The following is a 12,693-nucleotide window of genomic DNA, read 5'->3' on the forward strand; positions in this document are numbered from 1 at the left end:
GTTCGAGTCTCTCAAATTTTCGCAAATCGATGATGAATCGAAAGAAACATCTTCGGGTTGTGAGGTTAAGCGACTAAGCGTACACGGTGGATGCCCTGGCAGTCAGAGGCGATGAAGGACGTGCTAATCTGCGAAAAGCGCCGGCGAGGTGATATGAACCTTTGACCCGGCGATGTCCGAATGGGGAAACCCAGTGTGATTCGTCACACTATCGTTAACTGAATACATAGGTTAACGAGGCGAACCGGGGGAACTGAAACATCTAAGTACCCCGAGGAAAAGAAATCAACCGAGATTCCCCCAGTAGCGGCGAGCGAACGGGGAGCAGCCCAGAGTCTGAATCAGCTTGTGTGTTAGTGGAACGGTCTGGAAAGTCCGACGGTACAGGGTGATAGTCCCGTACACGAAAATGCACAGGTTGTGAACTCGAAGAGTAGGGCGGGACACGTGGTATCCTGTCTGAATATGGGGGGACCATCCTCCAAGGCTAAATACTCCTGACTGACCGATAGTGAACCAGTACCGTGAGGGAAAGGCGAAAAGAACCCCGGCGAGGGGAGTGAAAAAGAACCTGAAACCGTGTACGTACAAGCAGTGGGAGCACCTTCGTGGTGTGACTGCGTACCTTTTGTATAATGGGTCAGCGACTTATATTCTGTAGCAAGGTTAACCGTATAGGGGAGCCGAAGGGAAACCGAGTCTTAACTGGGCGTTAAGTTGCAGGGTATAGACCCGAAACCCGGTGATCTAGCCATGGGCAGGTTGAAGGTTGGGTAACACTAACTGGAGGACCGAACCGACTAATGTTGAAAAATTAGCGGATGACTTGTGGCTGGGGGTGAAAGGCCAATCAAACCGGGAGATAGCTGGTTCTCCCCGAAAGCTATTTAGGTAGCGCCTCGTGAACTCATCTTCGGGGGTAGAGCACTGTTTCGGCTAGGGGGCCATCCCGGCTTACCAACCCGATGCAAACTACGAATACCGAAGAATGTTATCACGGGAGACACACGGCGGGTGCTAACGTCCGTCGTGAAGAGGGAAACAACCCAGACCGCCAGCTAAGGTCCCAAAGTCATGGTTAAGTGGGAAACGATGTGGGAAGGCACAGACAGCCAGGATGTTGGCTTAGAAGCAGCCATCATTTAAAGAAAGCGTAATAGCTCACTGGTCGAGTCGGCCTGCGCGGAAGATGTAACGGGGCTAAACCATGCACCGAAGCTGCGGCAGCGACACTATGTGTTGTTGGGTAGGGGAGCGTTCTGTAAGCCGTTGAAGGTGTCCTGTGAGGGGTGCTGGAGGTATCAGAAGTGCGAATGCTGACATAAGTAACGATAATGCGGGTGAAAAGCCCGCACGCCGGAAGACCAAGGGTTCCTGTCCAACGTTAATCGGGGCAGGGTGAGTCGACCCCTAAGGCGAGGCCGAAAGGCGTAGTCGATGGGAAACAGGTTAATATTCCTGTACTTGGTGTTACTGCGAAGGGGGGACGGAGAAGGCTATGTTAGCCGGGCGACGGTTGTCCCGGTTTAAGCATGTAGGCGGAGGTTCCAGGTAAATCCGGTACCTTATTAACGCTGAGGTGTGATGACGAGGCACTACGGTGCTGAAGTAACAAATGCCCTGCTTCCAGGAAAAGCCTCTAAGCATCAGGTAACATCAAATCGTACCCCAAACCGACACAGGTGGTCAGGTAGAGAATACCAAGGCGCTTGAGAGAACTCGGGTGAAGGAACTAGGCAAAATGGTGCCGTAACTTCGGGAGAAGGCACGCTGATATGTAGGTGAAGCCCCTGCGGGTGGAGCTGAAATCAGTCGAAGATACCAGCTGGCTGCAACTGTTTATTAAAAACACAGCACTGTGCAAACACGAAAGTGGACGTATACGGTGTGACGCCTGCCCGGTGCCGGAAGGTTAATTGATGGGGTTAGCGGCAACGCGAAGCTCTTGATCGAAGCCCCGGTAAACGGCGGCCGTAACTATAACGGTCCTAAGGTAGCGAAATTCCTTGTCGGGTAAGTTCCGACCTGCACGAATGGCGTAATGATGGCCAGGCTGTCTCCACCCGAGACTCAGTGAAATTGAACTCGCTGTGAAGATGCAGTGTACCCGCGGCAAGACGGAAAGACCCCGTGAACCTTTACTATAGCTTGACACTGAACACTGGTCCTTGATGTGTAGGATAGGTGGGAGGCTTTGAAGCGTGGACGCCAGTCTGCGTGGAGCCGCCCTTGAAATACCACCCTTTAATGGCTGGTGTTCTAACGTAGACCCGTAATCCGGGTTGCGGACAGTGTCTGGTGGGTAGTTTGACTGGGGCGGTCTCCTCCCAAAGAGTAACGGAGGAGCACGAAGGTTAGCTAATCCTGGTCGGACATCAGGAGGTTAGTGCAATGGCATAAGCTAGCTTGACTGCGAGAGTGACGGCTCGAGCAGGTGCGAAAGCAGGTCATAGTGATCCGGTGGTTCTGAATGGAAGGGCCATCGCTCAACGGATAAAAGGTACTCCGGGGATAACAGGCTGATACCGCCCAAGAGTTCATATCGACGGCGGTGTTTGGCACCTCGATGTCGGCTCATCACATCCTGGGGCTGAAGTAGGTCCCAAGGGTATGGCTGTTCGCCATTTAAAGTGGTACGCGAGCTGGGTTTAGAACGTCGTGAGACAGTTCGGTCCCTATCTGCCGTGGGCGCTGGAGAATTGAGGGGGGCTGCTCCTAGTACGAGAGGACCGGAGTGGACGCATCACTGGTGTTCGGGTTGTCATGCCAATGGCACTGCCCGGTAGCTAAATGCGGAAGAGATAAGTGCTGAAAGCATCTAAGCACGAAACTTGCCCCGAGATGAGTTCTCCCTGACCCTTTAAGGGTCCTGAAGGAACGTTGAAGACTACGACGTTGATAGGTCGGGTGTGTAAGCGCAGCGATGCGTTGAGCTAACCGATACTAATGAACCGTGAGGCTTAACCTTACAACGCCGAAGCTGTTTCGGCGAAGAGAGACAGAAGATTTTCAGCTTTGATACAGATTAACAGAATTTGCCTGGCGGCTTTAGCGCGGTGGTCCCACCTGACCCCATGCCGAACTCAGAAGTGAAACGCCGTAGCGCCGATGGTAGTGTGGGGTCTCCCCATGTGAGAGTAGGGAACTGCCAGGCATCAAACAAGTGAAGAGGCCATCCGGAAGGATGGCCTTTTTGCGTTTATATGCAAAAAAACAGGCGAAGTACCGCCCGGCAAGTCGTCAGATCGCACTCCACTCCACAATAAACTCCGCAATCCCATCCACGTCATTTAAATCGAGCACCGGAACCTCAAGCGGCAACACAATATCACTGGCTACGGCAATCACATGCTCATCAAGCGTTAACTCGCTGACATCATGCCCGGCATCGCTTCGGAACAGCAGGATCTTAGGCACGGCCTCATGCTTAAAACCCTCAACCAGCACCAGATCCAGCGTGGAATGATCCATTCGACTGACGAGGTAAGCGAGATCCAGCGGTGCCTCATCTGGTGTTTCTGTCATCAGCGCCCAGCGCTGACTACTTGCTACCATCGTTTGCGCTGCACCCGCTTTACGCAACTCATAGCTGTCTTTGCCTGGTTTATCGACATCCGTATTATGGTGGGTATGCTTGATCAATCCTGGGCGTATACCTCTGACACAAAGGGCAGGTATGAGTTTTTTCAACAGCGTGGTTTTCCCGGTCCCACTCCAGGCGGAAATGGCCAGAACAGGTATCATCATTTCTCCTGCATCATCTGCAAATCTTCAGTTGTATTCACGTTCACAAACGCAGACTTCATATCACTGAAATCAATGGAATGGCCGCCAGACTGACGCATAAAGACCATCACCCTACGCTCTCCCGCCATCAGGTACTCCTGAAGAGCAGGTACTAATGATCTGTGCATCAACGCGATAGCAGGATGATCACGCTCACCGTCATGTACCCAGACCACGGGGGCTGCACCACGAAGTCGCACCAGACGCTCGACAAGACAGGACGGAATCAACGGGGTATCGCAAGGACAGAAAATAAACCACTCTCCGGGCGACTGCTGCATAACCGAAAGCATACCAGCCAGCGGTCCTGGGTAATTTGTCTGGTTATCCTGATAAACGGCGTAGCCGCTACGCTGGTATGTCTCAATATGCCTGTTAGCACTGATGGCCATTGTCGTCACCTGGCCTTTAAGCGCATCAGCGACACATTGCCACAAGGGTTTACCGTTCAAAAGCTGAAGCCCCTTATCTTTTCCCCCCATTCGCGTCGCTCTGCCACCCGCCAGAACGACCCCAGTGATTTCCTGGTTAAGATTCACGAATATCGCCTCTTTTATTGTGGGATTGACCCTGCTAACGTGTCACTCTAAATGAAAGGAGCACCACCATGAAATGTAAACGTCTTAATGAAGTCATTGAACTCCTCCAGCCAGCCTGGCAAAAAGAGCCAGAGCTGAATCTGATGCAATTTTTACAGAAACTGGCGAAAGAGTCAGGTTTTGACGGCGAACTGGCAGACCTTTCTGATGATATCCTGATCTACCATCTTAAAATGCGTGACTCAGCTAAAGATGCTGTTATTCCTGGTATTCAGAAAGATTATGAGGAAGATTTTAAAACCGCATTACTGCGCGCCAGAGGCGTAATTAAAGAGTAAAAGCTTGTAAGCGGCGGCACCGAAATCGCCACAAGATGATATCCTGAATCATTCGTATAATTTCCGGATGATCGGATGAACGACCAGGCTTTTACTTTCCAGACATTACACCCGGATACCATTATGGATGCCCTGTTTGAACAGGGTATCCGGGTGGATTCCGGGCTAACGCCGTTAAATAGCTACGAAAACCGCGTCTATCAATTTCAGGATGAGGAGCGTCAGCGCTTCGTCGTGAAGTTCTATCGCCCTAAACGTTGGTCAGCAGAACAAATTCAGGAAGAGCATCAATTTGCTCATGATCTGCTGGATGATGATGTACCTGTTGCCGCTCCGCTAAAATTCAATAACCAAACGCTTCTTATGCACGAAGGGTTCTACTACGCTGTCTTCCCAAGCCTGGGGGGTCGCCAGTTTGAAGCGGATAATATTGATCAAATGGAGTGGGTGGCCCGCTATCTGGGACGTATACATCAGACGGGACGTAAAAAATCTTTTATTGCTCGTCCGATTATCGGCATTCAGGAATACCTTCTTGAACCTCGCGAAGTATTCGAAACCTCTGCGCTGATCCCCACAGCGTTAAAGGATAGTTTCCTCAGCGCCACCGATAAACTTATTGGGGCAGTTAAAGCCAGCTGGCGCGATGATATTTCCGTCCTGCGTTTGCATGGTGATTGTCACGCAGGAAATATTCTCTGGCGTGATGGCCCGCTGTTTGTCGATCTCGATGATGCGCGTATGGGGCCTGCGGTTCAGGACCTGTGGATGCTGCTCAATGGCGACAAAGCCGAGCAACGCATGCAGCTTGAAACCATTATTGAAGCTTATGAAGAATTTAGCCCGTTTAATTCAGATGAAATTGTCTTGATTGAGCCTTTACGCGCGATGCGTTTTGTTTATTATCTCGCATGGTTAATCAGGCGTTGGGATGATCCCGCGTTTCCTAGAAATTTCCCGTGGCTTACCGGAGAGGATTACTGGCGCAGCCAGATATCTACATTTACTGAGCAGGTTAAGGTTCTTCAGGAGCCCCCTCTGCAATTAACGCCGATGTATTAATTGGACACACCCAGGAGAGAGTTAATCATGAAAAAAATTTGGCTGGCGCTGGCAGGTATGATTCTGGCATTTAGCGCTTCTGCTGCGCAGTTTACCGACGGAAAACAGTACATCACGCTGGACAAGCCTGTTGCTGGCGAGCCACAGGTTCTGGAGTTCTTCTCGTTCTATTGCCCACACTGCTATCAGTTCGAGCAGGTCTTGCATGTTTCCGATAACGTGAAGAAAAAGCTGCCAGAAGGCACCAAAATGACTAAGTACCACGTTGAGTTCCTGGGTCCATTGGGTAAAGACCTGACTCAGGCGTGGGCAGTTGCTATCGCGCTGGGCGTGGAAGATAAGATCACTTCCCCAATGTTTGAAGGCGTACAGAAAACCCAGACCGTTCAGACCACTGCGGATATCCGTAAAGTATTCGTTGATGCGGGTGTGAAAGGTGAAGACTATGACGCGGCATGGAACAGCTTTGTCGTGAAATCTCTGGTGGCCCAGCAGGAAAAAGCTGCTGCCGACCTGCAGCTTCAGGGTGTTCCGGCGATGTTTGTTAATGGCAAGTATCAGCTGAACATGCAGGGCATGGACACCAGCAGCATGGATATCTTCGTACAGCAGTACGCAGATACTGTGAAATACCTGGTTGAGAAGAAGTAAGATTGTTGATGTAAAAACGCCGGTCACTGACCGGCGTTTTTGTATGAAGATTTAATGTTGTCTATCTGTTCGTCTTTCTCTTTCCAGAGAGTATTAAGCCATAACTGGAAACGACGTTTAAAATTCTTATCGTTAACGTAGTCACCGTGTAATTCGGCCTCGATCGGTACCAGATCAACACGCACAACAATGCGCGTCAGCTTGCCGCTGAGCATATCGAAGAACGGCGTTTTATCGTTTTCCGGGTAGCAGAGGGTGACGTTAAGTAATTTATCGAACTGAGCACCCAGCACGTTAAGCGCCATCGCAATACCTGCGGCTTTTGGCGGCAGCAGGTTCTGAAAAGGAGAACGTGTTTGTTGACGCTTCTCTTCAGTAAACCTGGAGCCTTCAACAAAGTTCACGATGGTTGTTGGGTGCGCGCGAAACTTTTCACAGGAACGGCGCGTGGTCTCCACGTCCTTACCGCGATGTTCCGGATGACGGATCAAATAGCTGCGCGAGTAGCGTTTCATAAACGGCATATCAAGCGCCCAGCAGGCCAGACCGATGAAAGGAACCCAGGCGAGCTGCTGTTTCAGGAAGTATTTGTTCATCGGGATGTGCTTACGGAAAAGCACACATAACACCACGATGTCAGCCCAACTGTGGTGATTGCAAATTAGCAGGTACCAGTTCTTTTTGTTGAGGCTCTCCAGCCCTTCAACATCCCACTTCAGTTGCGGGTTCAGGTACAACAGGATCGCCAGCCCTTCACACCAGCAATACATCATGAAATTACAAAATGTGGATACGGCTCGCCACACCACAGGCACAGGCAGCAACAGTTTAATCATTCCTGCGACAATGATCGGCACAGAACAGGCGATAGTCACCAGAATCGTTAAAATGATGCTTAACAGTAATGTTATTGCAGCGAGCAATCTCGACATGGTTAGCTTTTTCAAATAGTTAGCTGTAATTGAGCGACCGGCTATTCGGCGCTGGGCGCTGATTTTACCAGAAAACAGACGAAGTAATGGCGCTTTCACACGGAGAGTTGGTGGCTTTTTCCCTACTGCAGAAGATTTCGCTACGATTCTGCACGAATCAGGGCTTATATCCACATAGACTAAATTGCCATCAGTGGGTAATACAGATGAGATCTAACAAAGTAACATTATGATAATTAAGATCTAAATTATATCTCGTATGTATTTTTTGCGTCTGTTATTCATATGAAGTGAAAATATACACAAACTTATCCACAGTTTGTTTTTTGCGAGAGATCTTCACGATCGTAAAATCTTTTCCTGTATCTGGCGCTAATAACTGATGTTTTCATCCTTCTGTGGCATCCTTTAGCCATAAATTGATTAAAGGCACGGACATTATGGTTCAGATCCCAGAAAACCCTCTTATTCTCGTCGACGGCTCTTCTTACCTGTATCGGGCGTATCATGCGTTTCCTCCTCTGACCAATAGCGCAGGGGAACCTACCGGCGCGATGTATGGCGTGCTTAACATGCTGCGCAGCCTGATACTCCAGTATCAGCCAACCCATGCGGCGGTGGTCTTTGATGCCAAAGGCAAAACTTTCCGCGACGAGTTGTTTGAGCATTACAAATCTCACCGTCCGCCAATGCCTGACGATCTGCGTGCGCAGATTGAGCCGCTGCACGCCATGGTGAAAGCGATGGGGCTGCCGCTGCTGGCGGTCTCTGGTGTTGAAGCCGATGACGTCATCGGCACGCTGGCGCGTGAAGCTGAAAAAATGGGCCGTCCGGTGCTGATCAGCACCGGTGATAAAGATATGGCGCAGCTGGTAACGCCAGGTATCACCCTGATTAACACCATGACCAACACCATTCTGGGGCCTGAAGAGGTTGTCACAAAATATGGCGTACCGCCTGAGCTGATTATCGACTTCCTCGCGTTGATGGGCGACTCGTCGGATAACATCCCAGGAGTCCCTGGTGTCGGTGAAAAAACGGCACAGGCGCTGCTTCAGGGGCTGGGCGGGCTGGATACGCTGTACGCGGAATCGGATAAAATCGCCGGGCTCTCCTTCCGTGGTGCAAAAACCATGGCCGGAAAACTTCAAGATAACAAAGAGGTGGCTTACCTTTCTTATAAGCTGGCAACGATTAAAACCGATGTCGAACTGGAACTGGGTTGTGAGCAACTGGAAGTGCAGCAGCCTTCTGCTGACGATCTGCTGAACTTGTTTAAGCAATACGAATTCAAGCGCTGGATCACCGACGTCGAAAGCGGCAAGTGGTTACAGGCAAAAGGGGCTAAGCCAGCAGCAAAACCGAAAGAGACGATAGTGGTTGATGCTGAAGAACAAGCCGAAGAAGAAGCCGTAACCTTGTCCTTCGAAAACTACGAAACGATTCTTGAAGAGTCGCAGCTGATCGCCTGGATTGAGAAACTGAAAAAAGCGCCGGTCTTTGCCTTTGACACGGAAACCGACAGCCTCGACAACATCTCTGCCAATATGGTGGGCCTGTCATTTGCCACTGAACCGGGGATGGCGGCTTATGTCCCTGTTGCGCACGATTACCTGGATGCGCCGGCGCAGATCTCCCGTGAACGTGTGCTCGAGCTGCTGAAGCCGATTCTGGAAGACGACAAGGCGCTCAAAGTCGGGCAAAACCTGAAGTACGATCGCGGTATTCTGCAAAACTACGATATTGAGCTGCGCGGTATTGCATTCGACACCATGCTGGAATCCTACATTCTGGACAGCGTTGCAGGTCGCCATGATATGGATTCCTTATCAGACCGTTGGCTGAAACATAAAACCATCACTTTCGAAGAGATTGCCGGTAAAGGGAAAAATCAACTTACCTTCAATCAGATTGCACTCGAAGAGGCGGGTCGCTATGCGGCGGAAGACGCGGATGTCACCCTGCAATTGCACCTGAAGATGTGGCCAAAACTTCAGAAAGAAGCAGGGCCGCTGAACGTATTCCAGCATATTGAGATGCCATTGGTGCCTGTGCTTTCACGTATTGAGCGCAATGGCGTTAAAATCGATCCAACCGTATTGCATAACCACTCCGGGGAGCTCGCGCAGCGTCTGACCGAGCTTGAGCAAAAAGCGCATGAGCTTGCTGGAGAACCGTTTAACCTCTCGTCGCCGAAACAGCTACAAACCATCCTGTTTGAAAAGCAGGGCATCAAGCCGCTGAAGAAAACGCCTGGTGGTGCACCGTCGACGTCTGAAGAGGTGCTTGAAGAGCTGGCACTGGATTACCCCCTGCCAAAAGTGATTCTGGAGTATCGGGGTCTCGCGAAGCTGAAGTCCACTTACACTGATAAGCTCCCGCTGATGATCAACCCGAAAACGAGCCGTGTGCATACGTCGTATCATCAGGCTGTGGCGGCGACGGGTCGACTCTCTTCAACCGATCCAAACCTGCAGAACATTCCGGTACGTAATGAAGAAGGCCGCCGAATCCGTCAGGCTTTTATTGCTCCAGATGACTACCTGATCGTCTCTGCAGACTACTCGCAAATTGAGCTGCGCATTATGGCGCATCTGTCCCGCGACAAAGGTTTGTTGACCGCGTTTGCCGAAGGGAAGGATATTCACCGGGCAACCGCGGCGGAAGTCTTCGGTTTGCCGCTGGATAGCGTAACCAACGAACAGCGCCGCAGCGCCAAAGCGATCAACTTTGGTTTGATCTACGGTATGAGCGCATTTGGTCTGTCGCGCCAGCTCAACATTCCACGCAAAGAGTCGCAGAAGTATATGGATCTCTACTTCGAGCGTTATCCGGGCGTGCTGGAATATATGGAGCGTACCCGCGCACAGGCGAAAGAGAAAGGTTACGTCGAAACACTGGATGGCCGCCGTCTCTACTTACCGGACATCAAATCCAGCAATGCCGCGCGCCGCGCGGGTGCTGAACGTGCGGCGATCAATGCCCCTATGCAAGGTACCGCGGCGGACATCATTAAGCGTGCGATGATCGCCGTTGATGCCTGGCTGGAAAAAGAGAAGCCCCGCGTGAAAATGATCATGCAGGTTCACGATGAACTGGTATTCGAAGTGCACAAAGACGACCTCGACGCTGTATCGAAGAAGATCCACGAACTGATGGAAAGCAGCATGACACTCGACGTGCCGTTGCTGGTGGAAGTCGGAAGTGGTGAAAACTGGGATCAGGCTCACTAAAGGCTCTACGAATAACGCGCTTTTTATGTAAGTTAGCAACATAACGAAGTGCGTTTTGTGACGATCATTAGAATTCCCTATGTAAATAATGAAAAAAAACTACAAAAAGTGCTTTTTCTGCAGCAAAAAAAGGGGTAGAGTTATCGGCGTAGGGTACAGAGGTAAGATGTTCTATCTTTCAGACCTTTTACTTCACGTAATCGGATTTGGCTGAATATTTTAGCCGCCCCAGTCAGTAATGACTGGGGCGTTTTTTATTGCGGCAAAGAAAAAATCAGGCAAAAAAACGCGGACATCGCCGCGCTCGGTATTACTCTTCTTCCGCTTCCGTCGCGGGTTCCAGCTCGCTAAACCAGGTGTCGAGCTTCTGACGCAGTTTGTCCACGCCCTGCTTTTTCAGCGAGGAGAACGGCTCCACCTGCACATCGCCGTTGAAAGCCAGCACCGCTTCGCGAACCAAATTCACCTGCGCTTTACGCGCACCGCTTGCCAGCTTATCGGCTTTCGTCAGCAGTACCAGTACGGCAATATCGCTTGCTACAGCCCAGTCGATCATCTGCTGATCCAGATCTTTCAGGGGGTGACGGATATCCATCAGCACCACCAGGCCTTTCAGGCACATGCGTTTTTCCAGGTATTCACCCAGCGCACGCTGCCACTTGATTTTCATCTCTTCGGGGACCTGAGCGTAACCGTAGCCCGGTAAGTCGACCAGGCGTTTGCCCTCTGCGACTTCAAACAGGTTAATCAACTGGGTACGGCCAGGTGTTTTTGAGGTACGCGCCAGGCTTTTCTGATTGGTCAGCGTGTTCAGGGCGCTGGATTTCCCCGCATTGGAGCGGCCAGCAAATGCCACTTCAATACCGGTATCAGAAGGAAGGTGGCGAATATCGGGCGCACTGGTGACAAAATGCGTCTGTTGGTAGTTCCAGGTAGTCACGTGGTCGTCTCCAAAATCGTAATCTGAAGGGGATTATACCCGAATGCAGGCAAAAGGCTTTTCTGATTGCATAGGTCTGTAGGTGAAAGCCCCGGCCGTTGTGAGAGATCGGCTAATCATGCTTTGGGATATTTCAGAGAAATCGCAGGCGTCAAAAAAGCCAAACTGTTTTAAATCATTAGCTTATTTCCAGGTAATTATCTGAAAATCCCTTTTTGTACCGTTTCGTTGCTTGTTAGTTTAACGGAACAAGGTAAAGTGTGCGTCAGGGCGAGGAAGCCAACAGGATATCGACTTAAGGATTAGGGTCAGGAGCGCCAGGAGGCGAAGACGCAGGATTGTCAGGATGACCAGCGCCTGGAGGCGTTTTAACAGGAAATGGAACCGTATCACGGACGGTATAAGCCAAGGGATAAACAGGGTTTGTTGTTGGCAAACATGGAATGTCTGACCCGCTAAGGGTTGTGAGTCAGGAAAAAAGGCGACAGATTGCTCTGTCGCCTTTTTTCTTTGCTTGCTTTCTGCTAGATTTCGCCGCAATTCTATACTGAAGAAAACGACTTAAAGATAAAACATCATGAAAAAACCAACCTCCGCTGCGGGTGCTAAACGCCCTGCAAAAGCACGCCGCAAAACGCGCGAAGAACTGAACCAGGAAGCGCGCGACCGTAAACGCGACAAAAAGCATCGCGGTCATGCTGCGGGTAGCCGTGCAAACGGTGGTGGTACTGCGGGCGCTTCTGCAAAAGGTAAGCAGCAGAAAGATCCTCGTATCGGCAGTAAAACTCCCATTCCACTGGGCGTGACAGACACCCCGGTCACTAAGCAGCACAAACCAAAGAGCGAGAAACCTATGCTTTCACCGCAGGCTGAGCTGGATATGCTGGAGAACGATGAGCGCCTGGACGCGCTGCTGGAACGTCTTGAAGAGGGTGAAACCCTGACTGCTGAAGAGCAGTCATGGGTGGATGCCAAACTGGATCGCATTGATGAACTGATGCAGAAGCTGGGCCTGTCATACGACGATGACGAAGATGAAGAAGAAGATGAGAAACAGGAAGATATGATGCGTCTTCTGAAGGGCGGAAACTAACATTTGCACCCGGCAGGTACGATAGTCCTGCTTATAACCCTTCCGATTATATGTTATCTAGTGTGGTTATTCGTTAAACTACGGCGGTTGTCGCGGCGACAGAAGTGGCTGCGCACCCG

At 50.7% G+C, this 12,693-nt stretch carries 10 protein-coding genes and 2 rRNA genes; 8 read left to right on the forward strand and 4 right to left on the reverse strand.

Annotated elements, in window-relative coordinates; translation table 11 throughout:
- Positions 1–63: 63 nt before the first annotated feature.
- Positions 64–2,968, forward strand: a 23S ribosomal RNA gene (locus AC0XWG_RS07210).
- Positions 2,969–3,038: 70 nt separating this feature from the next.
- A 5S ribosomal RNA gene (gene rrf, locus AC0XWG_RS07215) occupies positions 3,039–3,154 on the forward strand.
- Between the two features lie 86 nt (positions 3,155–3,240).
- Here rrf and mobB read toward each other — a convergent pair.
- Complete coding sequence (mobB, locus tag AC0XWG_RS07220) at positions 3,241–3,744, reverse strand: molybdopterin-guanine dinucleotide biosynthesis protein MobB (protein ID WP_049008116.1); 504 nt, start codon at positions 3,742–3,744, stop codon at positions 3,241–3,243.
- The gene (gene mobA / locus AC0XWG_RS07225; RefSeq protein WP_128348419.1) at positions 3,744–4,325 is read right to left on the reverse strand and encodes a molybdenum cofactor guanylyltransferase MobA; all 582 of its coding nucleotides are present in this window, start codon (positions 4,323–4,325) and stop codon (positions 3,744–3,746) included. The genes mobB and mobA overlap by 1 nt, the downstream gene beginning before the upstream one ends.
- Before the next feature lie 68 nt (positions 4,326–4,393).
- On the opposite strand from mobA, the gene AC0XWG_RS07230 reads away from it, so the two are divergent.
- The 3 genes from AC0XWG_RS07230 (at position 4,394) to dsbA (ending at position 6,376) form a co-directional block, all read left to right on the forward strand.
- Positions 4,394–4,663 (forward strand): YihD family protein, encoded by a 270-nt coding sequence (locus tag AC0XWG_RS07230; protein WP_003861904.1) that lies wholly within the window; start codon positions 4,394–4,396, stop codon positions 4,661–4,663.
- Between the two features lie 75 nt (positions 4,664–4,738).
- On the forward strand, positions 4,739–5,725 hold the full coding sequence (locus tag AC0XWG_RS07235; protein ID WP_028018159.1) for a serine/threonine protein kinase: 987 nt from the start codon (positions 4,739–4,741) through the stop codon (positions 5,723–5,725).
- A 27-nt stretch (positions 5,726–5,752) separates the two neighbouring features.
- Positions 5,753–6,376 (forward strand): thiol:disulfide interchange protein DsbA, encoded by a 624-nt coding sequence (dsbA, locus tag AC0XWG_RS07240; RefSeq protein ID WP_028018158.1) that lies wholly within the window; start codon positions 5,753–5,755, stop codon positions 6,374–6,376.
- 23 nt (positions 6,377–6,399) lie between these two features.
- On the opposite strand, the gene AC0XWG_RS07245 is transcribed toward dsbA, so the two are convergent.
- Complete coding sequence (locus tag AC0XWG_RS07245) at positions 6,400–7,308, reverse strand: acyltransferase (protein ID WP_028018157.1); 909 nt, start codon at positions 7,306–7,308, stop codon at positions 6,400–6,402.
- 440 nt (positions 7,309–7,748) lie between these two features.
- Between AC0XWG_RS07245 and polA the strand changes: the two genes are divergently transcribed.
- Positions 7,749–10,541, forward strand: a complete 2,793-nt coding sequence (gene polA, locus AC0XWG_RS07250) for a DNA polymerase I (protein WP_128348420.1) — start codon at positions 7,749–7,751, stop codon at positions 10,539–10,541.
- A gap of 166 nt (positions 10,542–10,707) precedes the next feature.
- Positions 10,708–10,755, forward strand: a complete 48-nt coding sequence (gene spfP / locus AC0XWG_RS07255) for a small protein SpfP (RefSeq protein ID WP_071892919.1) — start codon at positions 10,708–10,710, stop codon at positions 10,753–10,755.
- A 96-nt stretch (positions 10,756–10,851) separates the two neighbouring features.
- Here the strand turns inward: spfP and yihA are convergent, their stop codons facing one another.
- On the reverse strand, positions 10,852–11,481 hold the full coding sequence (gene yihA, locus AC0XWG_RS07260) for a ribosome biogenesis GTP-binding protein YihA/YsxC (RefSeq protein ID WP_049008123.1): 630 nt from the start codon (positions 11,479–11,481) through the stop codon (positions 10,852–10,854).
- 577 nt (positions 11,482–12,058) lie between these two features.
- Here yihA and yihI point away from each other — a divergent pair.
- The gene (gene yihI / locus AC0XWG_RS07265; protein ID WP_049008125.1) at positions 12,059–12,574 is read left to right on the forward strand and encodes a Der GTPase-activating protein YihI; all 516 of its coding nucleotides are present in this window, start codon (positions 12,059–12,061) and stop codon (positions 12,572–12,574) included.
- The last annotated feature ends 119 nt before the right edge of the window (positions 12,575–12,693 follow it).

It is taken from the genome of Enterobacter sp. DVT3837, assembly GCF_056238685.1.